This is a genomic window from Viridibacillus sp. KH_047 (assembly GCF_057838945.1).
This window is the reverse complement of the sequence record NZ_CM174479.1, coordinates 1,739,358-1,765,577: the sequence shown is the minus strand read 5'-3', so window position 1 is coordinate 1,765,577 and position 26,220 is coordinate 1,739,358. Positions and strand designations below refer to the sequence as shown.

Annotated in this window: 23 protein-coding genes and 2 other annotated features; of the genes, 3 read left to right on the top strand and 20 right to left on the bottom strand. The window is 34.1% G+C overall.

Going from position 1 to position 26,220, the window contains the following annotated elements:
- Positions 1-191: 191 nt before the first annotated feature.
- From AC3IS5_RS08875 to AC3IS5_RS08820, 12 genes are all read right to left on the bottom strand, one after another.
- The gene (locus AC3IS5_RS08875) at positions 192-1,760 is read right to left on the bottom strand and encodes an ROK family protein (protein WP_489427469.1); all 1,569 of its coding nucleotides are present in this window, start codon (positions 1,758-1,760) and stop codon (positions 192-194) included.
- A complete protein-coding gene (locus AC3IS5_RS08870) occupies positions 1,760-2,848 on the bottom strand; it encodes an S-methyl thiohydantoin desulfurase family protein (protein ID WP_489427468.1) in 1,089 nt (362 codons plus the stop codon). The genes AC3IS5_RS08875 and AC3IS5_RS08870 overlap by 1 nt, the downstream gene beginning before the upstream one ends.
- Before the next feature lie 17 nt (positions 2,849-2,865).
- Complete coding sequence (locus AC3IS5_RS08865; protein ID WP_489427467.1) at positions 2,866-4,182, bottom strand: cytosine permease; 1,317 nt, start codon at positions 4,180-4,182, stop codon at positions 2,866-2,868.
- A gap of 28 nt (positions 4,183-4,210) precedes the next feature.
- Positions 4,211-4,792, bottom strand: coding sequence for a TetR/AcrR family transcriptional regulator (locus tag AC3IS5_RS08860; protein WP_489427466.1), 582 nt, complete (start codon positions 4,790-4,792; stop codon positions 4,211-4,213).
- Between the two features lie 290 nt (positions 4,793-5,082).
- Positions 5,083-6,447 carry a sodium-dependent transporter gene (locus tag AC3IS5_RS08855; protein WP_489427846.1) on the bottom strand — a complete coding sequence of 455 codons (1,365 nt, stop codon included), beginning with the start codon at positions 6,445-6,447 and terminating at the stop codon, positions 5,083-5,085.
- 88 nt (positions 6,448-6,535) lie between these two features.
- Positions 6,536-6,767: a binding site (T-box leader), on the bottom strand.
- A gap of 164 nt (positions 6,768-6,931) precedes the next feature.
- The gene (locus tag AC3IS5_RS08850) at positions 6,932-7,618 is read right to left on the bottom strand and encodes an MBL fold metallo-hydrolase (protein WP_489427465.1); all 687 of its coding nucleotides are present in this window, start codon (positions 7,616-7,618) and stop codon (positions 6,932-6,934) included.
- Between the two features lie 412 nt (positions 7,619-8,030).
- Positions 8,031-8,903, bottom strand: a complete 873-nt coding sequence (locus AC3IS5_RS08845; protein WP_489427464.1) for a YitT family protein — start codon at positions 8,901-8,903, stop codon at positions 8,031-8,033.
- Between the two features lie 152 nt (positions 8,904-9,055).
- Complete coding sequence (locus AC3IS5_RS08840) at positions 9,056-9,532, bottom strand: DinB family protein (protein ID WP_489427463.1); 477 nt, start codon at positions 9,530-9,532, stop codon at positions 9,056-9,058.
- 247 nt (positions 9,533-9,779) lie between these two features.
- Complete coding sequence (locus AC3IS5_RS08835) at positions 9,780-10,643, bottom strand: GyrI-like domain-containing protein (protein WP_489427462.1); 864 nt, start codon at positions 10,641-10,643, stop codon at positions 9,780-9,782.
- 113 nt (positions 10,644-10,756) lie between these two features.
- A complete protein-coding gene (locus tag AC3IS5_RS08830) occupies positions 10,757-11,629 on the bottom strand; it encodes a GNAT family acetyltransferase (RefSeq protein ID WP_489427461.1) in 873 nt (290 codons plus the stop codon).
- 36 nt (positions 11,630-11,665) lie between these two features.
- Entirely contained in the window at positions 11,666-12,259 is a 594-nt protein-coding gene (locus tag AC3IS5_RS08825; RefSeq protein WP_489427460.1) for a protein kinase, read from the bottom strand.
- 60 nt (positions 12,260-12,319) lie between these two features.
- On the bottom strand, positions 12,320-12,793 hold the full coding sequence (locus tag AC3IS5_RS08820; protein WP_489427459.1) for an NUDIX hydrolase: 474 nt from the start codon (positions 12,791-12,793) through the stop codon (positions 12,320-12,322).
- Between the two features lie 547 nt (positions 12,794-13,340).
- On the opposite strand from AC3IS5_RS08820, the gene AC3IS5_RS08815 reads away from it, so the two are divergent.
- Positions 13,341-14,381 carry an LCP family protein gene (locus tag AC3IS5_RS08815; RefSeq protein WP_489427458.1) on the top strand — a complete coding sequence of 347 codons (1,041 nt, stop codon included), beginning with the start codon at positions 13,341-13,343 and terminating at the stop codon, positions 14,379-14,381.
- Positions 14,382-14,542: 161 nt separating this feature from the next.
- On the opposite strand, the gene AC3IS5_RS08810 is transcribed toward AC3IS5_RS08815, so the two are convergent.
- A complete protein-coding gene (locus tag AC3IS5_RS08810; RefSeq protein ID WP_489427457.1) occupies positions 14,543-15,427 on the bottom strand; it encodes a phosphotransferase family protein in 885 nt (294 codons plus the stop codon).
- A 932-nt stretch (positions 15,428-16,359) separates the two neighbouring features.
- Between AC3IS5_RS08810 and AC3IS5_RS08805 the strand changes: the two genes are divergently transcribed.
- Entirely contained in the window at positions 16,360-16,863 is a 504-nt protein-coding gene (locus tag AC3IS5_RS08805; RefSeq protein ID WP_489427456.1) for a hypothetical protein, read from the top strand.
- 67 nt (positions 16,864-16,930) lie between these two features.
- Here AC3IS5_RS08805 and AC3IS5_RS08800 read toward each other — a convergent pair whose 3' ends face one another.
- Both AC3IS5_RS08800 and argS read right to left on the bottom strand, forming a co-directional pair.
- Complete coding sequence (locus tag AC3IS5_RS08800) at positions 16,931-17,581, bottom strand: HAD family hydrolase (protein WP_489427455.1); 651 nt, start codon at positions 17,579-17,581, stop codon at positions 16,931-16,933.
- Between the two features lie 24 nt (positions 17,582-17,605).
- On the bottom strand, positions 17,606-19,288 hold the full coding sequence (argS, locus tag AC3IS5_RS08795; protein WP_489427454.1) for an arginine--tRNA ligase: 1,683 nt from the start codon (positions 19,286-19,288) through the stop codon (positions 17,606-17,608).
- A 109-nt stretch (positions 19,289-19,397) separates the two neighbouring features.
- Positions 19,398-19,614, bottom strand: a binding site (T-box leader).
- A 1,035-nt stretch (positions 19,615-20,649) separates the two neighbouring features.
- On the opposite strand from argS, the gene AC3IS5_RS08790 reads away from it, so the two are divergent.
- Entirely contained in the window at positions 20,650-21,927 is a 1,278-nt protein-coding gene (locus AC3IS5_RS08790; RefSeq protein ID WP_489427453.1) for an MFS transporter, read from the top strand.
- Positions 21,928-22,218: 291 nt separating this feature from the next.
- Here AC3IS5_RS08790 and AC3IS5_RS08785 read toward each other — a convergent pair whose 3' ends face one another.
- From AC3IS5_RS08785 to AC3IS5_RS08765, 5 genes are all read right to left on the bottom strand, one after another.
- Complete coding sequence (locus AC3IS5_RS08785; RefSeq protein ID WP_489427452.1) at positions 22,219-22,788, bottom strand: GNAT family N-acetyltransferase; 570 nt, start codon at positions 22,786-22,788, stop codon at positions 22,219-22,221.
- 9 nt (positions 22,789-22,797) lie between these two features.
- The gene (locus tag AC3IS5_RS08780) at positions 22,798-23,316 is read right to left on the bottom strand and encodes a GrpB family protein (RefSeq protein WP_489427451.1); all 519 of its coding nucleotides are present in this window, start codon (positions 23,314-23,316) and stop codon (positions 22,798-22,800) included.
- Between the two features lie 1,055 nt (positions 23,317-24,371).
- Positions 24,372-24,560, bottom strand: a complete 189-nt coding sequence (locus AC3IS5_RS08775) for a helix-hairpin-helix domain-containing protein (protein WP_489427450.1) — start codon at positions 24,558-24,560, stop codon at positions 24,372-24,374.
- A gap of 529 nt (positions 24,561-25,089) precedes the next feature.
- Positions 25,090-25,665 carry a histidine phosphatase family protein gene (locus tag AC3IS5_RS08770; RefSeq protein ID WP_489427449.1) on the bottom strand — a complete coding sequence of 192 codons (576 nt, stop codon included), beginning with the start codon at positions 25,663-25,665 and terminating at the stop codon, positions 25,090-25,092.
- Between the two features lie 347 nt (positions 25,666-26,012).
- Positions 26,013-26,177 (bottom strand): hypothetical protein, encoded by a 165-nt coding sequence (locus AC3IS5_RS08765; RefSeq protein ID WP_489427448.1) that lies wholly within the window; start codon positions 26,175-26,177, stop codon positions 26,013-26,015.
- Between the last annotated feature and the right edge of the window lie 43 nt (positions 26,178-26,220).

Genomic DNA, 26,220 nt, shown 5'->3' with positions numbered 1-26,220 from the left:
AAATGCGATTCAATATATCTTATTTCCTAATAAATATTGTTTTTTGGGGATGTCTCATAATTAAGTGAAGCTCAACTAAATCACTTGATATCTTTTAACTCTCAAAGTTTTCTAGAACCGCCCTACACTTTTAATTCATTAAATAGAAAAACTAGACCTTATTTAGATATATATTTTAATGGCCTTATATACTATATAATCACTGATTCACTAGAATATTGTAAGTCTCCTACAGCCTTCACACGTATTAACAATGCGTTTCCAGGTAAGTATGCTAGAGGGATATCTTCAATCGAAATGATTGATATTGTTTTTTCATCTGCACCTGCTTTTATTGCTTCATGAATCGCTAGTTTCTTTGCATCTGTTATTGCTTCTTCACGGTTCATTTTGTCTAAACTATAAATTCTCTCAACATCCCCACTCACTTGACCGAGTGCAGCTCCTATAGCATTTGCAGCACCATAGTGCTCTGGCATAATGACTTCTGAAACCCCTTTTAATGATTTAGAAACGATGATACTTCCTCCACCTGATAAAATAAGTGGTACTTCTTTTGAGCTCGTCTTCATTTGATCAATAGCATCTTCTAACATCTCTGTCATTTGCTCATTTACTTTTTCACAGAATACTGTGGATAGATGTTCTACTTGATCTGCTCTATCTTCAAAGGCATACCCTAAACGCGTCACTATATCTGAAGTGGTTAGTACATCTCCACCAAAAAGTAGTGCCTTTTTCGTAATTTCGTAACCTACGCTCTCTGGTCCAACAATGATTTTTTCGTTATTTTCAAGAATTCGAGTGCCCCCACCTAACCCAATTGATAAAATATCTGGCATTCTGAAATTCGTATTTACTCCACCAATGATAACTGCCAATGAAGATTCTCTAGGAAACCCTTTTGATAATACACCAATGTCACTCGTTGTTCCCCCAACATCCAGTACTATCGCATCATCTAACCCTGTTAAGTGAGCTGAACCTCGAATGGAGTTTGTAGGTCCACATCCCATCGTAAGAATCGGATAGCGTTCTGCATACGCTGCATTCATTAAAGTTCCATCGTTTTGGCTGAAAAACATTTCAGCTTCGATATTTAGACTACTTAATGCTTTAGAGAAGCCATTAATAACAGTTTGACCTGTAGTCATCAATGCTGCATTTAATATCGTCGCATTTTCTCGTTCAAGTAAGCCAATACTGCCAATCGCATGAGATAGAGAAATCGGAATATCTCCAAGCTCTTCTCTTACCCAGGCTGCCACAATTTCTTCTTGTTCCTTATTTACTGGGGCATATACACCTGAGATAGCGATACTTTCTACTTTGCCACTGATTTCTCTACAAAAATTAGTCACTTCTTCTTTATCTAATTCAGCAATCAAACGTCCATCAAATTCATATCCACCTGAAACTATAATGGATGCTACTTCAATTTTTTCTCTTATGTCTTCTGGCCAGTTAGTAAACGGAGGAATGGCTGTTGTAGCTGGCTTTCCAATTCTTATAACCCCTACTTTATCTAAACGTTTACGTTCGACGATGGCATTCGTACAATGGGTAGTTCCAAGCATGGCATATTTTATAGCATTATTATCCACCTTACTCTCTCTCACCACTTTTTCGATCGCGTCGATGATTCCACTTTCCACGTCTTTAGTAGTTGGTACTTTCACCGTATGAAAAACCTTTAAATCTTCATCTATTAATGCTGCATCCGTATTAGTTCCACCAACATCCAATCCTAAGCGATACATTATACTCTCTCCTTTTGTAACTCTTCAACTGGCTGATATTCAAAATCATATCCAAAATAATAAGGTCCTACTGTTTCAATACCCTTTTTTGTTCTCCATTTACTATGACAAGGAAAGGCTACAACCACTACACGGGCTCCGTATTTCATCCGCTCTGTTGTAATCGGAAAACCAGTCTCTGCATCTAATACTGCAATTAAATCTGGTGTCGAACATAATAAATGCTCGCCTTCTTTGGCCACTAGATGCTCATTTTGAAAATCGATGCTAAAAGATTTTCCTTGTTCATTTCGTATGCCTTCAAATATTGCCTTTCCTCTTGTAAAGCCTCCAATTAATCTACGTTCAATGTCTGTAACTTTAGCTTCAAACAATTGATAGCCTTTTAATTCCTCTAACATTTTATTAATACCTTGTCGTTCCTTACCTTTGTTATCAATTAGATACCCTCCAATTGTTTCTGCTAATGTAAGGGTGCCAGGAATAGCACTGCTCTTTACCTCTTTTCCTAATAAACCATAATCACAAACAGAAGCACTTCCTCCCATTTCTATCGTAATGACACGTGCTAGTCTTTCGTGCCAAACTCCATCTCGAGGATATAATACGACTACATTTCCTTTTTCATCAGACATTGTAACAGGTGAAGATTCTAAACCATCTAGATGAAAAGTAACCATTTGGGCTTCAGGGAAGGCACGTCCCATAGCATCTGCATCTAATAACGGTAAACCCTTTTTGGCAGCTGCAATTATAGGGAACAGAGAGTTAATACCCCCTATCTCAATAGGCATCACTACGTCAACCTTTTTTCCTATTACCTCTTCAAACTTATCAAGTGGTGCAGTGAATTCAATTTCTGACGGTATTTTCTCAATCGTTACAGAGGGGGCCCCCATCCCAGATATAGGAACCACTATCTGATTATCTTTTAACTCATCTAATGAGATCAGTGCAACTGGACCATATTTACGTATCGCTTCTTTTGCAATCAGCTTTCCAATATAGGGGTCTCCACCTCCACCAGTACCTAGAACAGCAGCTCCTAATGCAATTTTCTCTATAGCTTCTTCATCAATGTATCTCATTTTGTAAGTCCCCCTTTTCATATTTGCTTATCGATGTTAAGTTGAGGAATTGAATCCTTTTGATTGGATAATTTCCCTAGTATCGTTTGTACAACAAACCCTATTAAAAAGCCGTCTAAAGGAGGAACAGTTGTTAGAGAGAATAACGCTAATCCCGTAGGTTGTGTCGTTGTCAAATAAGTAACCACCATTCCTATAATCCAAGCAATGATGGAACGAACAACAATTGTCTGCTCTTCTAGTTGATTCTTGTAGCGGTTAAATTCAGTTTTTACGATAAAGAATTCAGAAATATAGATTCCACCTATTGGAGCAACAACAACGGCTAAAATATTTAGGAACGAGATAAATTGTTCAAAAATACCGAGAACTGCCAGGCTCGTTGCTATTAATCCTAAAATGATGGTTAACAACTTTTTTGATACCTTCGGAAACACTATTGAAAATCCAAGAGACGAGGAATATAGATTACTAGTATTTGTTGTCCATTGTGCCAGTGTTAGTACTAAAATTCCTGGTATAGCCATTCCCAATATTATAAAAATTCGCATCATATCATCTGTTCCGATATATCTTGTCAACAGAATGGCTATGATGATCATAAAACTATTACCTATGAAAATTCCGAAAAACGTGGAGATAATAGCATCCTTTTTGCTTTTAGCCCATCTGGAAATATCGGGTGAAATAGTTGCACCTACAATAAAAATACTCATAACAAGGGAAACTGCGCTACCAAATGTAAAAGCACCTGTATTTTGAATTTCAACAGGTAAAGAGTAATCTTTTAGAGTTAAAAATAAGGTTAGTAACATAATGCCCAATAAAAGTGGTACTGACCACATACTTAATTTTTCAATCGCACGGAACCCATAAATGGCAGTTGTCATCATCAAAATACCACCTATAAAAGATAGCACTTTCACATTTATTGATACGTCAAACGAATCTAATAAAATTATGTGGGCATTTTCAGCAAAAAATCCTACTTGGACACCAAACCAACCTAATAACGAGATACCAATAACAAGGGAAAATGCCTGCGCTCCATACTTCCCAAATACATACTTTGAAATCATAGAAGTGGACAAATTGGTTGAAGCACCTACGATTGCACAAATAGAACATAAAATAGCTAGAAGAAATGATCCTACACACACCGAAATAATCGCTTGATTCATTGCCATTCCGTTTGCTAATTCAGCGCCTAATAAAACAGAAGCTAAATCGACTCCTATAGCAACTAATACAGAGAACATGGAAAACCATGATCTACGCAAATGTTCCGGTACAGCTTCTCGTTCGAAATCTAATACCTTTTTACCTTCGCCCATTCATGTACCCCCTTGTTTTTTCACTCAGTTATTCTTTACAAATACCATTCCAATAAATGTTCCACGTCTGCTCAAAACGCTTTTTGAATTTTTCTTCTTCGTAATAGTACAATTCCAAAAAAACGCCATCCATTAAACAGAGGAACGAGGCAATTAAGTCATCTACAGGTTGACTTTTGATTACACCTTGTTCTATACCACTGGAAAAAATTTTTAATAGAATATCATAATAGAATTCCTCCTTTTCGTTAAAGACTTTTTTTATATCATCGTTTAACTCATGAGGTAGGAAAAAAGCAAGCCTCATATATGCCGCTGTTTTTTCAGGTTTACTCAAATGATAATCGCTAACATCCTTTACCATTTGATAAAGCAATTGCTTTACAGTCGCATTCTCCAAATTTGCCATCGACAGTTTAATGAATTGAAATTGATCATCCAACAAATCACTATATACAGCCATAAACAAATCTTCTTTCCCCTTATAAAACGCATAAATGGACGGTGTTTTTATACCTACTTCTGTAGCAATACTTGCAAGTGTGGCTCGTTCATACCCTTTTTCAGCTAATTGTTTACAAGCAACATCTTTAATTTTATTTTTCGTCATGTTTTCATCACCTAACTAATTTAGTTAGGTAAATTATAATCAAAGTTCTCTGAATATTCAATATTTTTTTGAAATAGAATTTTCTATAATATTATTTAATATGTTTTATCAAATCGATTATTTGAACCTGCTTTTTAAGGCAATTTAAAAGAATCCATTTTGATATTATTAATCAAAATGGATTTCCTTATTGTAACTGGATATTCACCTCTAATAAAAAAGTGCTGAAGTTTAGCAGAATTTCTTCTGCTCACTTCAGCACTTTCTGTTGCTTTCTTTAAAACACTTTCTTATTTAAAAATAGCAATAATCTTGTCTAGTATTCCAGTTATATCAAGGAATACGATGATAATTACTAATGGAATAATATATCTCATGATAAAGAACCAAATGTTAAATGCAGTTGCACCTAAACTAGAATGTTGTAATATTTCTTCTCGTAATTTACTTTTCTTAATCTTAAGTGGTACGAAAATAGAGATTAAAAACACGCCAAGTGGCATTAAAATATTACTAACTAAATAATCAGCGGAATCAAATATATTCTTCGAAAAGATTAGAATATCATCAAAAACACTATATGATAATGCAGATGGAACTCCGACTACGAATACTAAAACACCAGTAATATATGCATATTTTGTTCTCTTCTCTTCTTTTCCTTTAACTAGAGAAGCTACAATAATTTCTAACATAGAAAATGCCGAAGTTAATGTGGCAAATAAAAATAAGGCTAAAAACCCTAGTAAGAAAGCTTCTCCAAAAATGATTTGATCAAACACAGCAGGTAATACAACAAACAGCAAACCAGGTCCTTCAGCAGGTTCTAGACCTAGTGAAAATACAGCTGGGAAGATTGCTAAACCTGCTAATAAAGCGATGAATAAATTCATTGAAACGATTGAAATAGCCGGTTGAATTAAGCTTTCTTTTTTTGAAAGATACGAACTATAAGTAACCATTACTGATACACCGACACTTAGGGAGAAGAAAGCTTGTCCCATTGCATACAGAATACTTTGAGATGTGATACTTGCGAAATCAGGTGCTAAGAAGAATTTTACACCTTCCATAGCGTTATCAAGTGTAAGTGAACGAATGATAAGAACAAAAAACAGGATAAATAAAGCGGGCATCAAAATTTTGCTTACTTTTTCAATTCCATTTTGAATCCCTTTTGCTACAACTAAAACTGTGAAAGCTAAGAATGCAAATTGAGCTCCAATAACTAACATTGGATTTCCAATCGTATCGTTAAAAACAGATCCATAATCTGCACCTTCACTAATAATTCCACCAATCAAACCTTTTGCAAAATATATAACAATCCAGCCACCAATTACACTATAAAAAGACAATAGTAGGAAACAAGTGAAGACCCCTAACTTGCCGATCCAATGCCAATTAGTATTTGGAGCTAAAGTACGATATGCACTAACTGCTTCCTTTTGTGTGCTTCTACCAATGACAAACTCTGCTAACAACAGCGGAAAACCTATGAATAAAGAAAATAGGATAAACAGTAGGAAGAATGCTCCCCCTCCACTGATACCAGTCACATAGGGTAGCTTCCATATTGCGCCTACTCCTATAGCTGATCCTGCTGCAGATAAAATAAAACCAATCTTAGATGACCATTGCTCTGATGTTTTAATGCTAACCAATCCAATCTATATATATTACGTCTTATCCTCATTAAAAAACGAAGAAAAAGACAAAAAAGCCACGTCTCTATCTTTAATAGATAGGGACGTGGCTGTTCACGCGGTACCACCCTAATTGGAAACAAATCTAGTTTCCCACTTACTTGGTAAAATAACGGTTTAATCCGTTTTTATACTACTATCTCTAAGATGTAGTATAAAAAAAGCTCTAAGAATGAAATTCACCAAAGTCTATGTATCAGTTTCCACCAACCACTGATTCTCTGTCAACAGGGAGACCCGGCTTAATATGTTCTTGTCATCGCTCATTTGCTATTTAGAATATTAAACGAAATTATAGTATGAGAAAATCCTAAGGTCAAGACTTTTTTTCAGACTTTTAATATTATTCAACTTAATTACTTCTATATGCCTCTTTTATATACTCCGGTTCACAGGTATTTTCTAAATTCAGAAACTGTGATTGTAGCACAAATTATAACATAAATTTGCCACCATGATAACAATAGTAAGTTTCAGCTTTAAGATTTTTTATCTTTCTTAAAGACTGTTGTGCATTATCGACATCTAGACAAAAGTTTGGATTAGCAATAATCAATTCCTGTTCTTCATTAACAGCTGCATCACCTGTAATTACGCTTTTCAAACTTGGAAAATATAATGAAATATGTCCTGAAGTATGCCCTGGTGTTGCTACTACTCTACATTTATTATCTAGAATCATATCACCATCATGCACCTTTTCATCAACTGGAATATGCTTCAAATTCTTTAATTGCTGTATAAACCATTTACCAAAATCGACTTCGTTATTCGGCATAGCCTTAAGCATTTCTTCAGCTTGAATCAATCTCTCAGACTTCATTTCACCACTAATGTATTTTGATTCACTTTCACTAGCTATTATGTAAATCCAAGGATACTTTTCTTTAAAGTCATAAAGGGAACCTATATGATCATCATCATAGTGAGTAATAATTATGTTCTTTAAATTTTTCATTTCATACCCATTTTTAAAAATTTCATTTTCAATTAAAGGTAAGAAATTTGTATACCCTGTATCGACCAAAGTTAGTTCATCATTTAATATAATTAAGCTAGGATAAATGTAATTTTTTTGTCCATTAAATTCAAATTCAATTGGTAGCTCTATTATCTGCATTTTCTTCCTCCGTAACTGCATGCTTGTGATATTCGCTAAACGAAATATGCTACACACTTATTATATTTGATATAGAAAACAGACGAGATAATACCTTTCATATCACCCCAAATTCTAAACAACTATTTGATAGTTAAACGCCTTTATTCACCGTAAACATTTTGAAAAAAACCCCATTAAAACATGCTCAAAAATCCCCTTATTCGCTCAATTTGAAATATTGATTATTTTTACATATTTAACGATGAAAAAGCGGTTATCTCGTTTTATCAAATTAGCCGTTTATGTACTATATATTAATAATTTCCCCTTAAATTTAATAAGACGAGATGAAAAAAACCACCTCCTTTTGACGTAAAAAGCAACGACAGCAAGAGGTGGAAATCCAATTTATTTTATAACTTATCTAAATTTATTTTACATCATCTTCATCAAATCTTGCTTTTGAAAATCCTCTTCCAAGTATTTCAGATGCATTTAAGAAAATGACAAAAGAATTGGGTTCTCTATCTAATAATAGCTTCTTGAAATAAACTGCTTCTGATTGTTCCACTACGCATAAAATCATTGTTTTTTCTTGGTTGGAATAACCACCGAGTGTCTTAATTTTCGTCAAGCCTCTATTGATTTCATGCTTAATAATGGATTGGATTTCTTCTTCTTTATCGGTAATAATTAGTATTAATTTGGTTGGTGATGTTTGTAGTTGTACAAAATCGATTACTTTACTTGTTACATAGATGGCTATCATGGCGTAAAGTGCTAATTCAAAATCAAATACTAGAGCTGACGTAATGACTACTAATCCGTCAACAAGTAGCTGTGCAAAGCCACTTGAAATCCCCGTGAATTTCTTCAATATTTGAGCTATTAGAGCTGTACCACCCGTTGATCCATTTCCTCGATAAACAATTCCAAGACCAACACCTAACATAATTCCACCATAAATTGCACTTAACAAAGGATTATCAATAGGCAAATGGATATCAGATGTTAACCAAATTACAAATGGAACAAACGTAGTGCCGACAAGTGTTTTCCAGCTAAAATCTTTCCCCACTACTAGAATCCCTAAGATAAACAAAGGAATATTAATCATCCATTGTACATAAGCGGGATTAAATTGAAACAGTTCGTATAGAATGGTGCTTATCCCTGAGACTCCTCCAGCCGCGAGTCTAGCTGGCAATAGAAACATATTGAATGCAAGACCAACAAGCGCTGCTCCCACCATGATTTGAATATATTCAATGATAACTATCTTCTTCTGATTTCTTTTGATCATATGCCTATACTCCCTCTTCGTTATAAATCTTTACTCATTCTAACAGAAAAGGGCCGTTATAACATAATTCTTTATTCTATTACGTCTTTTAAAATGGGTTTTAAGAACTAAAAAATAACCGCTGACTAGTCATTAGAATCAAGCTACAACTATTATTCAAATAACACCACAGCTGGCTTTTTCCCCAATAATGATATGTACAAATGCAATTGCGCTCGGTGATGATTTAGATGAGCTAAAATCTCTAATAACCATTCAAAATGGCTATAAGTTGTTCCCCAATACGATGTTGTTGTATTAAAAACATCAGAAAGACTTTCATAATAACAAACTAATTCTTCATACCCCTCATCTAATTGCTCCAGCATTTCTTTTTTACTATTGACCGTATTAATTTCATAAAATGCATTCATTTCCTCCATTGATGCTTGGCCAATTATTTGAAGATCTGCCTTGCATATAATGGCTAAATGGTTCACTAACTCCCCTACAGTCCGCTTTCCTTCAATAGGAGCAATTTGAAAATCAGATTCATCAATTATCTCCAATAATGTTTTAATGCTAATAATCGTAAATTGTATTTGATGGAATGTAATTTGTAGGTATGTATTCATTTTATTCACTTCCATGATGAATTCCCCTCAAAATCTTTAGCTGATACAACTCTTCTTTATTATGTTGCTGTAACAATACAACATCAATTTGATTATCTATTTTGTATGAAAACATATTAGTACCCCCTATATTGTAGCAAATGTTCTATTTAAATATAGAGTATTTCAACAATTATATTGTGATTCGAATCCTCTTTAAAGACAAAAACAGCAGAAATTCCATAATTTCTGCTGTTAAACGCTATTAATAAAATACACTTAATTACTTTAACGGAATCCAAATCTCAGAATACAAATCTGGACTAAATGGATCATCATCAGTGTATACTTCTAATTCTGGTGTACCTGCATGCTCATATTTATTTGATGGGAACCATTCTGAGAATATTTGTTTCCATGCTTTTGACATTGCATCAGGCATAGGTCCACGAACTTCGAATACACCCCATTTTGATGCAGGAATTTCTAACTTTGAAAATCCTTCGGGTGAAGTACCATCATATTCTGTCGCTATCCAATAGTCGATTTTTTCTGCTGACTGAGTCTCTCTTTTATCTACGCATACACCTAAGACACCTGTTATTTCTCCGTTGTTCAACTTAAATAGTACCTCATCAGTTCCTTTTGCATTGATTTCATCCCAAAATACAGGTATGCCTTTAAGATTCTCATCATTTTTTAATGAAAATTCACGATTGATTCCTACAACTTGAAAGCTTTCTCGTTCAACAATTTTATATTCCATCGGTGTTGCTCCCTTCAGACTAACCTGGATAGCCAGGCGATTATAAGATTTCAGCTTTCCAATCTTCTTTCGTACATCACTCGGCGTTACACCATGCTGTCTACGAAATGCTTTTGAAAAAGCCTCGGGAGTGTCGTAGCCATATTTGTAGGCGACATCAATTATTTTGCAGTTAGAATTTGCTAACTCATGTGCAGCAAGAGTTAAACGCCTCCCTCGAAGATACTCTCCTATAGACGTATCGGTTAATATCGTAAATGTTCGTTGAAAATGAAATTCCGAAACGTTTGCTTGCCTAGCGATATCTTCAATAGATATATTCTCCGTTAAATGTTCTTCCATATAGTCGATTGCCTTCAGTAATGATTCAACCCACCCCATATCGCTCACTCCTTAATTGAATAATAACAATCTCAAATAACTAAATCCTGTCATTTTATGCTGAGATTAGACCGTATTCTATGTATTGTTTTACTAAACGTAACCTGGCGCCCTCACCCCTGAAACGTAATCCAAGTTGGACACGGCTCATTTGGAAATAGCTCTAAAATTTCTAAAGCATATGGGCTCGTCGTATCAAATTCACCTATTAGAGCTGCATAACCATGCCTCTTTGCATATGTAACTTGTTTGTAGGTTAGTACCTGAAGTAGAGGTAGATGCTCAAGTTGATCAACGCCACTCCAACCAATTTCCAACTCCGTTTCATCCTCTGCTTCGTGTAAAAATGAATACGCAATAATGTTTTGATTTACTGGATTATAAAGGAGGAAACTACCTTCTAAAATGGCATCGTTATATAGTTTCTGCCATTCTTTTAATGACAAATCTGCTACAGGATTTGCAAGATGTGTTTCTTCATAATTACGTTTAACAAGGACTGTTAATTGCTTCAACAGACTTTGATTATCCATTATGTCTTTTAAAGTTTTCAATTCGTAATTGCACTGATCCAATACTTGAAAATGTTGGTCTAAATCAAATTTAGGCATATATGTTTGCCGAATTATTTTCATATCCAATTGTTCGTATATCTCCATTAGCTTCTTAGACGTTTCCCATAACGATGTTTGCAAAGGAAGCTCTAACACTTCATTTTGCTTAACATATTGTATCAATTGAAGTTCCACATTTTGAGAAGAGGATGGGTTACCATATACTCGAAAATACAGGCAATTCGGATGCAATTTGCTTTTCCAAGTAACAATTAACCCCATAAGATCCTCTTCTTCATATGCCATATAAGCAAACTCATATTTGAGTTGTTCTACTATATGTAAAACAAAGGGCTCCTCATAGCTATATTTCATCAAATCTTTCGCTTCGTTTAACTGATCCCCAGTGTACTTTTTCATGTTGAAATTCAAACGAATCCGCTCATTTCAATTTAACGTTTTGAGTAACTATTGCTTTCCACAAGCATAACAACGTTTATCTTTATCTTGTAGACCATACATGCGCAGTTCCTTTTCAATCCCGCAAGCTCGGCATTTCTCAAAATAGATTTGAGGTAGCTTGCCTGCTTCAGCTAATGGGACCCATTCCGTTTCGTACAAGCTTTTTGTCATACCAAAATCAATTAATACGAGATTACCTTCAGCGTTTAAACCAAAGTTACTGCTATCTTTTAAATCAAAACTATCAAATCTTTGATCGAGCTCTCTTAATAGCGCTCTCAATCTTGGGGAAACCCTACTATCTTCAACTACGTTCAACTCATATGTCTGATTGTTCTTTAACTCTAAACTTTCGTAATAACGTTGTATACAAATATCCTCATTGACATATACCATCTCTGCCAATAAATCTGTAACGTTTCGAGCTTTCATACATTCATATAATTCAATCTCGTTCAATGATTGTTTGTACCCTATCGGATGTAAATGTACTTTTATGACAAACTCATCGACGCGGTATACTTTTCTTGTTGAACCGATGCCGATACAGTTTTCTTCTATACAATAGGGTTGCCAATTTGAAATTATCCTGTTTACCATTTAATCAGTCCTCGCTGTTAGTTGAAATTCGAGATAATTAATGTTCAATATATAAGTCTATTATTCGCTATATAACCTTGATAATAAGTTATATTCCGGATTTACTTCCCATGTTTCATACGGGACAAAAGATTTTGCTCTCATAGCATCGAGGGTGCGAGATTTTTGTTGTGGGCGAGTTATATATTGATCAATATTAGATTCGTTTAATTGAATATATTGGGCTTCTTGAATTTCTTCTGGTTGAATTTTTATTTCGCCGCTAACATACTCTGCTTTAAAAACAACAGATAAAACGTGCTTTGTTGCATTAAAATAGACACCTGTTATGCCAACAGGACGTATTTCAATGCCTGTCTCTTCTAAAAATTCTCTATATACTGCCTTATCTAATGGCTCTCCAACCTCAACATTTCCACCTGGCATTTCCCATGTATCCGAACGCCAATGTGTTCTAAGTAATAATACTTCATCTCTTTCGTTCCTAACTAAGGCTGAAACCGAAATAGTCTGTTTTGGTGGTTCATACTCCAATTGAAATCACCTCAATGTATAAATATTCTTAACTCTTTTCTAATCTTCATGATAAATACTAATTCAATAGTTCGTAGTTTTAGCCAATTACTTCTTTCAATTGACCTATAAGCTCTTTATTTTTTGGTAATCACTTTTAAGTATACACAGTTTATTTTAACCTAATATTTAGTTAATTAGATAGATATATGTAAAAATTAAATTATTAATTTTTACAACTTATAAATAGTAGTTACGTAACCACTGTATGGCTGAGCGTGATTATAATTGAATAAACGGGAACTCTAGCTCTCCATCTATAATTCAGCTCGTCACTGATTTTCCACCTTCTTATTTTTCATTAAAAAGTTAGCGTAGGCTACATTACTTCTTTTCTTCCATCCCTAATGTGATGTTTCACCATTTATAAGTGTGATATAATTTAAATACAATAAAAGTAAAATACTCTAAAGTTATACTTAATAATAGGTTCATAATAATTTTATCTATATTGATGTTAGTTTAAAGAACTATTAATTTTTAGATTAAATTTAGAGAGGAACTTACAATGAGAATGAAAAGAAATACACAAAAAAGGGAGAAATCTAAAAAGAAACTATTAAAAGTAGTCAGAATAGTAAGTATAGCTTTATTCTTAGCCATAATTAGTTATGGTGGTTTTATTTTTATAAAAATGAAAGATGCTTATGTTAGTTCAACAGTTAATTTAGAGAGAACTGGAGATAAATCAGATCTGAGAGAAGACGAAGTGACATTTAATGAAAATCCAATTTCAATATTGTTATTAGGAATTGAAGATTATTCTAGTAAAAAAAAGGATGGTCGAGCAGATACTCAAATGGTTATTACGTTAGATCCTAGTACAAATGTTATAAATATGGTTACTATTCCTAGGGATACAAGGGTCAATATTGAAAATGCAAGGGAATTCTCAGGTATTCATAAATTGAATTCAGCTTATACATATGGAGATATTACAGGATACGGAGCAGTTAAACTTCAAATAGAAACTGTTGAAAAGTTCCTTAACATTCCAATAGATAACTTTATTGCAATTAACTTCGAAGGTTTTCGTGACATAGTTGATGCTCTTGGCGGAGTTTCTATAAATATTAAAACGGGGTTTTGGGAAGAAAATATTTATGATGGATCAAAGATAGAATTTAATGAGGGAAAATCTCATTTAACTGGTGAAGAGTCACTTGCATTTGTAAGGATGCGAAAAAGAGCTGAAAATGCTATTTATTCCCGCGAAGAAAGACAAAGACAGTTCTTAAAAGCAACGATTGATCAAGCAATATCAGCAGGAACAATTTTTAAGATTGGTCAATTAACAGATATTCTTGGCGAAAATGTAGAAACAAATTTGTCGTTAAAAGAAATTTATGCACTGCAAAAAAAATATACAAAATCAACCGATTTATCAATAAAAACGATAGCAATTAAAGGTACAGATAGAAGAGTCGACGGAAGCTACTACTATATACCTGAAGAGAAAAGTCTAAAGAAAGTCAGCAAAAAATTACGTAATATACTCAAGTTAAATAATGAGAAAAATTTCATTACTAATGCTGATTTCGTAGAATAAATAGTATCTGATTGTTATCTTTGATTATTATAAAATTAAACAACCTGTCATCGATGTGAAGTCGGTGACAGGTTGTTTTATGTAAGGGAAGGTGTTCTTCAACTTATTTATTTATTTATTCTGGTCATTTGGTTGATGCACTGTTAGTGGTTTTGAAATAATTACGCCATCGAATTCTTTAAGATATTGATACTTTCATCATAAAAATCCTTATGTTTCACTATCCCTCTCCTACTACACCAAGCAATTGATCCAATAGCATCTAATAAGGAATAGAACGGAAGTATTTTGTCTAAATCAAGGATTGGACGGATACTCTCATAACCCTGCATATAAGCATCACGAGTTCCAGGGTGGTTACTCCAAATATCTCTATTTATTTTAGTGAAATCTATTTCCGTAGAACCTGCTCTTGCACTTTCGAAATCAATGATGCCGGCTACTCCTGTGTCGTTGATTAATATATTGCCTGGACGAAAATCTAGATGCACTAAGCAAGGACCATCTGGTTTGGGTAAAGCTTTGAACAGCTCGTTGAATTTATTTTCACTTTTATCAATGAGCGCTGTAGGTAAGAGTTCCCCACATTGAACTAAGTATTGATTAAATAGATTTTTTATATATAATCTCCAGTCATTTTTCTCAAGATATTGAAAGCCATTTTGTTCTTCATACCCATAGCTTTGGAAACTCACTTCATGAAGCTGTGCATGAGTTAGGCCGATTTGATAAGCAAGTCGAGCGTCAACTTTGCTTGTACAAGGAATACCCTTTATCTCTGAAAGTAGCAAAGCCCCACTATCCGCTTCATCCCCCACCCAATAATCTAACACACGAGGAACAGGCAAATCTGATTCTAGCTTTGTTAGAATCGTATATTCACGGAACAGTTTATCTTTTGTATACGGGATTTTAATATACACATTCTCATTGTTCGTCAGACCGAGCTTATACACCTCTGAACTAAAAGACTCCGGGACATTTTCTATGGATTTGATATTTAATTTAAAATGATCCATTACAGTTTGTAGTTGTGTGCTCTGCATAAAATCCTCCTTTTGTATGTAGTACAGTTTTGATATATACAAATTTAAACAATTCATTCTATATACATTATATCTCAATTAGTTGAAGTATTGGAGTGGATCATTTTTGAGTGGTGATATTGCATGGGGGGGATTGGCGCTACTCGGGTTCTTTTTAGCGCTACTCGCGGGCTTTGGCGCTACTCGCGCTCTTTTTAGCGCTGCTCACGGACTCTTTTGCGCTACTCGGGCTTCTTTTAGCGCTGCTCGGGTTCTCTTTAGCGCTACTCGCGGGCTTTGGCGCTACTCGAGCTCTTTTTAGCGCTGCTCACGGACTCTTTTGCGCTACTCGGGCTTCTTTTAGCGCTGCTCGGGTTCTCTTTAGCGCTGCTCGAGCTCTCTTTAGCGCTACTCGCGGGCTTTGGCGCTACTCGAGCTCTTTTTAGCGCTGCTCACGGACTCTTTGGCGCTACTTGGGCTTCTTTTAGCGCTGCTCGGGTTCTCTTTAGCGCTACTCGCGGGCTTTGGCGCTACTCGAGCTCTTTTTAGCGCTGCTCACGGACTCTTTGGCGCTGCTCGGGTTCTCTTTAGCGCTGCTCGAGCTCTTTTTAGCGCTGCTCACGGGCTCTTTGGCGCTGCTCGGGCTTCCTTTAGCGCTACTCGGGTTCTTTTTAGAGTTACTCGCGGGCTTTGGCGCTGCTCGGGCTTCCTTAGCGCTACTCGTGGGCTCTTTGGCGCTACTCGACTGAACTACTCACCAATCAATCTTATAACTATTTCTATTAATATGGAATTTTTTTGTATCTCTAACCTATCTGTTTTACTCTTTATAAAACGGAAAACGAACATTAATAATAGAAATCCCCCAATCGAAAGGTATTCTTGAATATCTGTAGAATCTTAGTAAAAAGATGACAAGCATAATTCATTAATGATTGATGAGGAGGGATTACTTGAAGCCAGGAAAGATTTTGCTATTTATTTTCGCATTTTTCTTATCAGGATGTGGTTTAAATAATGCTACAAAAGATATTATGCCTGAAGAAATGCCAAGTGACTTTGGTTTTTCAGTTAAATTCGGAGTTGGAAAAAAGAATGAAATTAATACTTTTGAAGGCAAGGTTACAAAGGATTTAGTAGCTGATGGAACTACAACAATAAATCTGCCTCTTACAATAGAAGAAAAGGCGAAAATTTATGAAAAAATGAAAAACATCAATATAATAGGCATGAAAGAATTAGTCCCTAAAACAGAGTGTATGACAAAACCCTATAGTGAAGATGCATGGAAAATCACTATTAATGGTGAAACGCTCACACCATATATTTCTGGAGCATATTGTGAAAAAGCCAATGATGAAAATAAACTGATTGATTTACGAAATTACATACGAAATATAGTTGAAAACAAAGATGAATATAAAAAGCTCCCAGAAACTACAGGTGGATATGAATAATTAGTTGTCTAATAAACAAACGAAAACGCATGGAAGACTATCCAAGCGTTTTCACGTGTTAAATATGTTAATTATTTAATATAGAGTTTAGTTCTTCTATATCACTTACAATATAAGTTGGTTCCTCTAATGCCAATTCCTCTTTACTACCGTACCCATAAAGGACACCGATATTGGCTATGCCTTCCTTCTTTGCCCCTATTAGATCATGTTTACGGTCACCAATCATAATGACTTCACTTTTATCTGGAGAAGATAGTTGTAAAAGCACTTCATGAATTACATCCGCCTTTGCAATTCTAGTACCATCTAAATTACTTCCTACTATTACATCAAAATATTGATCCAATTTAAAATGCTGCAATATTTTCTCAGCAAAGACTGTTGGTTTAGATGTGGCAACAGCTAATGTTTTTCCTTTATTCTTTAAAGTTTCTAGTAGTGTTTCGATTCCAGGATAGACCTCATTTTCATATAAGCCGTGCTGTTGAAATCTTTCACGATAATATCCGATTGCTTCATTTACTTCTTGTTCATTTAAACTGTAATAAGCCTGAAAAGATTCTTGTAAAGATGGTCCAATGAATAAATCTAATTTAAAGTAATCCACCACTTCAATATTCATCTTTTCTAATGCGTATGCGACACTTTTAGTAATTCCGACTTTTGGATCCGTTAATGTTCCATCTAAATCAAATAATATATATTGGTAATTCATTCGTTCCACTCCTCTGAATATTAGCTACATCTCTTCAGGTGCTTGAATTCCTAATAAACGCAATCCTTCTTCAAGCACGATAGCAACACTAGCGCATAACGTTAGTTTTACCTGAATTGTAGCATCATCTTCTAGTATTCTTGTGTGGGCATAATACTTATTAAACGCTCTTGATAATTCGATCAAATACTTGGCAATTTGCGAAGGGTCCGCTAGTTCAAAGGCTTTTGCCACCACTTCTGGAAAACCTTTTACCGAAATGACAACAGGCCAAGCCTCATCAGATAATCCCTCAAATTGACTGAATTCAGTATTGTACTGACCTTTTCGTAAAAGTGAGCAAATCCGTGCATACGTATATTGCACATAAGGACCTGTCTCCCCTTCAAAATTCAACATTTCTTCAAGCGAAAACTCAATATCATTCATACGATGATTTTTTAAATCGTGGAAGATCACTGCTCCTGTTCCTACCACTTTCGCTATCTCTTCTTTTTGCTTTAGGTTTGGATTTTTTTCCTCAATATTCTTACTTGCTAATTGGATAGCCTCATTTAATACTTCTTCAAGTAATACAACTTTCCCTTTACGAGTAGACATTTTCTTGCCGTCTTTTAGCATCATGCCAAACGGAATATGCTGTAACTCTTTTGCCCAACCATACCCCATTGTCTCTAATACGTTAAATAGCTGTTTAAAATGTAGCGATTGTTCATTTCCTACGACATAATATGATTTTGCTGAATTATAAGTTTCATTTCTATATAGAGCTGCAGCTAAATCTCGAGTCGCATATAATGTTGTGCCATCCGTTTTCTTAATCAAACATGGCGGCATATTTTCTAAATTAACGACCATCGCCCCGTCCGATTCTTCAAGAAGTCCCTGTTCAGCCAATAACTCTACAACTCTGTCCATTTTGTCATTATAAAATGCTTCTCCCGCATACGAATCGAACCGTATACCTAGTAATGCATAGACCTGTTCAAATTCCTTTAACGATGCTTCTCTAAACCATTGCCATAATTGCAGTGCTTCTTCATCTCCGTGCTCTAACTTTTTAAACGCTGCACGTGCTTGATCATTCAATGAGTCATCTTGTTCTGCCACTTCATGAAATTTGACATAAATCTTCAATAATTCACGCACTGGAGATTGTTCAATCAGTTCTTTATTCCCCCATAAATGATAGGCAACAATCAGCTTGCCAAATTGAGTACCCCAATCTCCTAAATGATTGATACGTACTACTTCATAGCCATTTTTCTCTACAATATTAGCTACTGCATTACCGATAACTGTTGACCGTAAATGCCCCATTGAAAAAGGTTTTGCAATATTAGGAGATGAAAAATCAATCGTAATCGTTTGACCTTCTCCATGTTTTTGTTGTCCGTATGCAGATTGAGAGGAAACAATGCTAGATAATACCCCTTTCGAGATTTCCGATTGCTTAAGAAAAATATTCACATACCCACCAACAGCTTCAACCTTTTCTATAATGTCATTGTTAACCTTATCACTTAATTCTTTGGCTATTATATTTGGTGATTTGCGGAAAATTTTTGCTAATGAAAAGCAAGGAAAAGCATAATCACCTAAATGTGCATACTTCGGCTTTTCGATTGTTTGTTCAATTTCACTCTTTGCTAAATGACCTTCTACTACTTCAAATAATGAATTGACTATCAATTGTTTGTCTTTCATTCTATTTTCCCCCTCAAATAATAAAATACATTGTGCATTCAAAGCTAAGTTCAGTTGATATTCTGCCGTAATGGTACGAAAAAGCAATAAAAAAAGCCCCCGTCTCAAAACAAGAGACGAGAGCATAGATCCCGTGGTACCACTCTAGTTGCCACAAAATGTGACCACTTTCCATTGTTAACGAGGTGACTCCCCGATCTTTTCTACTGCTATTTCAAAAAGTTTCTCCAAAGTGCGCTTCATTCATGATCCATGTATTAGGCTCCCACCATCCCTAACTCGCTTGACATTTCCCCATAAACTACTCTCTTTATCAAAGAATTTTTTTATTAAATTGTTACTATGGTATATTTAATTTGTAAATAAGTCAATGTTTGAGAAAAAAATATAACTATTAATTTATTTTTACATAAAAATTTAGAACCAATTTCTGGTATAAATCAAAATTTTAATAAAAAATCCAACTAATTGTCATAGAATTTTCAATTAGTACTTAGTCATAATACTTTATTACAAAATCACAAAAAACACACTCGAATTCCTCGAATTTATCCTCTTTAATATTCTTTCATTTTAGATGAGTATTTCAAACCAATTTCTTTTCATGTTTGGCAATAGTCAATTCAATTGCATCTATTTGAGAAAACTTTTTGTCTAACACTTTCCTATTTATAAAATCTACAAAGCTCTTATTTATTTCATTCTTTCCTATATAAATAACAAGAATTTGGACGTCAATGCATCAAGTTGATCTGATTATCAACTTGATGCAGATTAAACCTCTCCACCTTTTGCTTTAGAAAAATAACATTCCGCTATTTTTCACATACCTATTAATTTAGTCTCCAGCATATTACCTAGTCATAATACCAACCATTAAAATGCTTGCAGCAAATTCTATTAATTAAATGATGGTCTCGTACAAACTCCTAAAAAATACAAGTCTGTTTTTCTCTAAAACTAAGAAATTCATATTATTGACACAAATATTTTAATCGTATACTATTGAGACGTAAAGTAACTTGAAGTCAAAAAGTTACCATGTTTAAAACGGTGCAGGAGGTAGAACTAGGTATTTACGTTCATGAGTAATAGAGTTTCAAATCAAAGTAAAAATTAATTGATTAAGAAGTACTCAAAACTACATAATCATTTTGAGTCCTTATAAATTTTTTTACGAAGACTATTATGTCATGAAAATATTTAAAGGGTATTTTATTTTTTAATGCTTTCTATAAATCTCATTAATGAGATTTTGGGGAATAGAAAGTAAAATTAGACAAGCTCAAGTATTTTACTGAATAAGCAGTCTGATAAGGTAAGTATATAGGTTAAAAAAACAAGAAAAAGAGGTACAATACGTGAGCACAAATAACAAAAAAATCCACTACGCATGGTGGATATTATTAGGTTTATCTATTATGGTCGGTTTGGCTAAAGGCGGAATCATGACTGCAGGTGGGTTATTCTTAACTCCAGTAACAGAAGATTTAGGTATGGGTATGGGAAGTCTAACACTTTACTTTAGTATTTCTTCTATTGTTACTATGATTTTCTTACCATTTGCTGGTAAGATCATTGCTAAGTATGATATTAGAACAGTTTTAGTAACAGCAGTTATTTTACAAGCGGGTTCGTTCGCAATGTTTGGTTTAATGAATTCTGTTTGGGGTTGGTACTTATTCTGTATCCCAATGTCAATCGGTTCAATTTTTGTAACTCAAATCGCAGGTCCAGTATTAATCAACAACTGGTTTAAAAAACATAACGGTTTAGCAATCGGTATCATGGTTGCATCTGGTGGTATTTTCGGAGCTATCTTACAACCTATGGCTGGTAATTTAATTTCAAGTGAAGGTTGGAGAATGACTTACTTCATCCTTGGCGGAATTGTAATAGCAATCGTTGTGCCAATCGTAATATTAATAATTAGAATGTCTCCTAAACAAAAAGGTTTACAACCATTAGGTTTAGAAGTTGAAATCAATAAAACTGAAGATGCTTCTTCTGTTAAAGTTGAATCTAATACTAACACAGGTATTTCAGCTGCAATTGCTAAAAAATCTGGCGCATTTTATTCTTTATTATTGTTCTTCTTCTTTATTACTTCTGTCGGTAGTTTTGGTCAACACGTTGCTCCTTTTGCAATGGGATTAGGTTATGATGTTAAATTTGCTGGTGGTGCAATGGGCTTCTGGTCAGTGGGAGTAATGATTGGTGCATTAGCATTCGGTATTTTAAGTGATAAAATTGGTGCAAAAAACACTGCTATTTTCGCAATGTTACTAGGTTTAGTTCCAATCGCAATTCTATTAACTGTTCCTGACAATTCTACTATGTTCTCATTAGCTATTGGTATTTTTGGATTTGTTGTTGCATCACTTGGAACATTAGGACCGCTATTAACTTCTGCTATCTTTGGTAACAAAGAATACGGTCAAATTTACGCTTCTGCAGTTATCGGTTTAGCAGTTGCTGGTATTGTAGCATTACCAGCCTACGGATATGTTTTCCAATTAACTGGTAGCTACACTTTAGTACTATATGCAATTGCCTTCATGCTAGTTATTAATGTATTATTAATCGTAATGGCATTTATCGGCAAAAACAAACTAGTAAAAGCAGGCCATTGGAAATAATCACTTTGTATCTCCCTTAACACATAAGTGAATTCTTCCCTTTAAATTAATTTTTCTTGATGAATTGTTTTACTTCACCATTTCATCAATCTTACTAACGAATTTGAAATCAATAACTCACATTCTATTCCCTCCGTTTCAAACACATCTGAAACAAATAGAGAGAATAAATAGACCTTATTGAGCACTTCTAAGTTGAATCATTGGTTATATAAAACCAAGACAACTTGGAAGTGTTTTTTTATGTTACAATTAAGTTTAACTTTTAAATATAGATTTACAGAAAGGGTTTCAAATCAGCTGTTCATACTCTTCTCTCAAAATAGAATACATTTTTAAATCTTGATGGGTACCTTTCACAAATAGCCCTTTTCGAATTAGCCCTTCATAAGACATACCGACTTTCTCCATAACCCGAGCAGAACCTACATTCTCTGTTAAACACTTCGCTTGAATTCGAACTAAATCCATTTTTTCAAAACCAAATGCAATTATTGCTTTGGCTGCTTCAGTAACAATGCCTCTCCCCCAATATGCCTGTGAAATTGCATAACCGATTTCAGCTATTTGTTGTTTTGGCTGCCAAGATACAAAATCTATTGTCCCAATTAATGTACCTGTCTCTTTATCTTCAATGCCCCAAAGAGCATATTGATCTAACTCGTATTTGTTTAATATAAATCGCACAAATTCTTCTGTATCTGCTAAACTTTCATGTTTGTTCCAAGTACAGTATCTTGCAACTTCCTCATTCGAACAATATGTATGCATATCGTAAAGGTCATCAAGTGAGACTTCCCTTAAAATTAATCGATCAGTTTCTAAAATAGGTAGCTTGCCGTAGACATCCTCCATTTTCATCACATCACCTCATTTTAAGTTTTCATACCAACGTAACGCTTTTTGTTCTATATCACTAGCAAAAGTCGATTTCCCTTGTATATATGCCTCCATATTAAATGGATATTGTGATGCATTCGCTTGCTTTATTCGACCATATTTTGTCGCTTCAGCAGGATGACTTCTTAAATAATCCCGGAAGGCAAGATGTCTAGTAATGCCCGCATGTCCTAATTCATAAAAGTGGATATGGTGAGTACGATTGTCACCACCTTTTGTAAAATAACGCCGTCCTGGGAGACCATTCTCACCTTTAGATACATAACCGATTTTCTCCAACTTCTCTTTCAATTGATCAACCTGTTCAATGTGATAAACTACTGGCATTATATCAATTACAGGCTTCGCAGGAAGGTTTTCAACGGATGTACTACCAATATGAAAGATATCATAAATCTCATCACTGAAAATATCCCTTATCATCTTTTGTTCTTTGTTGAATAATGCAACCCATTCTTGATCGTATTCTACCACTACAACCCGTCTCATTTTTCACCTCTATTTTGACATCCCTTTAAATTCAATATATTCAGTCTATTATAATCATAGCATAGTTTTTTTAATTATCTATCAAATTACATTACCTTATAAACACTAGTATAAATGAATAAAATCAAAATCCCCAACACAATAAAAATAAGTGTAATTCCATTCTCCGGAAAAAACTGCATACCCCAACTAAATAAACTCGCTATCATACCTCCAATTACACTCATCAAGCCTTATATAGATAAATGCGCTCCCCTTGTCTCTTCTGGAATCGATTTAGCTACAATGGATTGGAGAGTGGGTAAATACAGTACTGTGACACATGACAGAACCATTAATCATTTAAAGACTAGAATAATATGTAAATATTTAATTGCATTTCAAAAGGAATTTCACAAATTAATAATTGATTCTAAAGAATTGTTAAATCGCATAATACTAGTAATATAATGATTTTAGTTTTACAAAATAACAGATAATTATAATTATTAATGTCTTTTTATACAAAAACAAGTTATCAAAATCATTATATTATTCTGTCATTTAAGTTTATTGCTATTCCATCTTAGGTTTTTTTGTATATAATGGAGAGACACCCACTTTTAGGTGTAAATAAAAAGATAAAGGAAGTGAAGGTTTATGATTACTCTACGCATTCATAAGGAGAATTCAGAATACGTGGTGAAACGTATCAGTAACCAAAATGCCGATCAATATTCTGTGCATTCTGATGAGTCACTCTATGAAAGTTTGTTTCATTTAGGTCGCAAAATGCATATTAGTAACATCCATTTCAACATTCCACATGATTTAAAATCCAAATTAATATCTTTTCTATCCGTCGAATTTCCTGCCGAGCTTTACGATTATCATATTAAGATTATTGACTAAACCGTTACCTCATTGATTATATCCTCTAGAAGTGACAGTCAGTAACCATCTAGGTGCGATTTTAAATCGTTCCTGATGGTTCAATTATACATATTCTTTCATCGCACAAGAAAACCAACATTAGCCCTTTAACGCCATGTTGGTTTTCTTTTTTATAGCTATCATTAACTTTTAAATTGGAGCCCTTTTTCATGAAGTGCTCCCTTTAATACTTCTATCGCTTTAGGGCCCATACCATGAAGCGCCCTTAATGTCTTTTCATCAATTGTAGTTAACTGCTCCAATGTCGTGATTCCTACGCTATTAAGTGCTCTTACTGCTGGCTTTGATACACCTTTAGGCCAAATTTGCATGACTTCACCCCTATTTTTATTTTGAGTTGCAAAAAAATACAATTTACCACTCATTTACTTCGATTTCATTTGTCTTCACTACACGATATCTTTTTTTACACAGTTTGGTTATTAAACCAAAGTAATTATAATAAAGATTAAAGAGAAAATAACGAAACTGCTTAGAATAAATATCAATTGTAATCTCGAAAATATTCTCAAAGTACTTCGGTTTTTAATTTTTCCGATTATCTTTGCAACTTTTATATTCATTGGAATAAAGAATACCGTGAATAGCACACTAATAAGTAATAAGACTAGTATAATTGAAATAAAGGGTGGTATATTTAAATCCCAAAGAAAAATCGATACAACAAATACTGGAACCCCCATCCACCACCCAAAGCTAAAGAATAATAACACGATTGCAATAATCAGTAACATAATATCTTTTTTTAGAAATTCAACATACGCTTTTCCATAAATACTCATAACTGATCCCCTACTTCAATAAAATTATGCACATCTCTTACTTTTATCGTATAGTGATTCAACAACTCATTGAAAACCATCCTGTTTCTTTTGGAAAATCATTTCGAGTAAGCCTTTGCCCAGAAAGCATTTGACGATAAGAAGTAATCGTACCATCGTGTGACACTATATAAATTTTTTCTTTATTTAATTTTTTACAATCACCAATAAACTTTTCTGCAAGGTTGGTGAATTGCTGTTCTGTTAAGGTATTGATACCATTCGTCCAGAGTTCAATTGATGCCTTACTATCTATTTCAAAAGTTGGGTAATCATGTTCAATAGTTTCTAAATCAATTATCTTATCACAAGGCAATGTATTCATACTTGAGTGAATGGGAAAAATCCTTGGTGCTACTAATGGGCTTACAATCTTACGACAATTTTTATTTTCACTCCAAAGGAATACAGTTTCAAGCGTTCTTCTAAGCGGACTAATAATTATTATATCTTCATCTGTTAGCGGAAATTGATTTCTTAATAACAATGCCTGTTCAACCCCTGTAGAAGTTAATGCTGGGTCTTCTATTTGTAGACTTTTAGGTATATCCAAAGTATGTACACCTTGGCCATGACGAATAAATATCAACTCCATTTAACTCCTCCTATTCCATTGATTTCACAACACAGAAAACTTTATTATCCAATTATACCAAAATAATAATAGGGATAGAATAAATCATCTAATTCTCGACTGTATCTCTTTTCTAGCTCTTCCTTAGTGTTATTGAAAGAACTATATAATAATTAAAAAAAGAATCCATTTTAATTTTACAAAATGGATTCTTTTATTCTCTATGGATTGCTTTTATTAAGTCTATCTCTGACCTCTTCATTTAGACGTTATAACGGCTTGTCCTACGTTTTCTACTAAGTCATTGCTGCCTATTAACTCTTTGACATAGCCATAGACAGGGTAATAGCGATCATAATCGATTAACTCTAGACTGTCTTATGCCCCTCAACACAAAGCCATTTAGCATTATTCTGCTCATAAAATTTTATTGAATCGAACCCCGTTTTAATAAACAATTGCTCCAATTCTTCTTTCGTTTTAAAAGTTTTCATATGATAATTTATTTTGTATGGTTCTGCTAGTAAGTTCAATTCCATCCTCCATTATCTCTTCATTTAAGAAAGAATAGTTTCT

What these genes read in the sequence shown, in the direction of transcription:
- AC3IS5_RS08865 (WP_489427467.1), bottom strand. Translation starts at nt 4,182, where the DNA reads ATGGGCGAAGGTAAAAAGGTATTAGATTTCGAACGAGAAGCTGTACCG.
- AC3IS5_RS08810 (WP_489427457.1), bottom strand. Translation starts at nt 15,427, where the DNA reads ATGCAGAGCACACAACTACAAACTGTAATGGATCATTTTAAATTAAAT.
- AC3IS5_RS08815 (WP_489427458.1), top strand. Translation starts at nt 13,341, where the DNA reads ATGAGAATGAAAAGAAATACACAAAAAAGGGAGAAATCTAAAAAGAAA.
- argS (WP_489427454.1), bottom strand. Translation starts at nt 19,288, where the DNA reads ATGAAAGACAAACAATTGATAGTCAATTCATTATTTGAAGTAGTAGAA.
- AC3IS5_RS08860 (WP_489427466.1), bottom strand. Translation starts at nt 4,792, where the DNA reads ATGACGAAAAATAAAATTAAAGATGTTGCTTGTAAACAATTAGCTGAA.
- AC3IS5_RS08775 (WP_489427450.1), bottom strand. Translation starts at nt 24,560, where the DNA reads ATGCAAATTTGGCCTAAAGGTGTATCAAAGCCAGCAGTAAGAGCACTT.
- AC3IS5_RS08840 (WP_489427463.1), bottom strand. Translation starts at nt 9,532, where the DNA reads ATGGAAGTGAATAAAATGAATACATACCTACAAATTACATTCCATCAA.
- AC3IS5_RS08845 (WP_489427464.1), bottom strand. Translation starts at nt 8,903, where the DNA reads ATGATCAAAAGAAATCAGAAGAAGATAGTTATCATTGAATATATTCAA.
- AC3IS5_RS08825 (WP_489427460.1), bottom strand. Translation starts at nt 12,259, where the DNA reads ATGGTAAACAGGATAATTTCAAATTGGCAACCCTATTGTATAGAAGAA.
- AC3IS5_RS08800 (WP_489427455.1), bottom strand. Translation starts at nt 17,581, where the DNA reads ATGAATTACCAATATATATTATTTGATTTAGATGGAACATTAACGGAT.
- AC3IS5_RS08835 (WP_489427462.1), bottom strand. Translation starts at nt 10,643, where the DNA reads ATGGGGTGGGTTGAATCATTACTGAAGGCAATCGACTATATGGAAGAA.
- AC3IS5_RS08870 (WP_489427468.1), bottom strand. Translation starts at nt 2,848, where the DNA reads ATGAGATACATTGATGAAGAAGCTATAGAGAAAATTGCATTAGGAGCT.
- AC3IS5_RS08875 (WP_489427469.1), bottom strand. Translation starts at nt 1,760, where the DNA reads ATGTATCGCTTAGGATTGGATGTTGGTGGAACTAATACGGATGCAGCA.
- AC3IS5_RS08770 (WP_489427449.1), bottom strand. Translation starts at nt 25,665, where the DNA reads ATGGAGTTGATATTTATTCGTCATGGCCAAGGTGTACATACTTTGGAT.
- AC3IS5_RS08780 (WP_489427451.1), bottom strand. Translation starts at nt 23,316, where the DNA reads ATGAGACGGGTTGTAGTGGTAGAATACGATCAAGAATGGGTTGCATTA.
- AC3IS5_RS08850 (WP_489427465.1), bottom strand. Translation starts at nt 7,618, where the DNA reads ATGCAGATAATAGAGCTACCAATTGAATTTGAATTTAATGGACAAAAA.
- AC3IS5_RS08785 (WP_489427452.1), bottom strand. Translation starts at nt 22,788, where the DNA reads ATGAAAATGGAGGATGTCTACGGCAAGCTACCTATTTTAGAAACTGAT.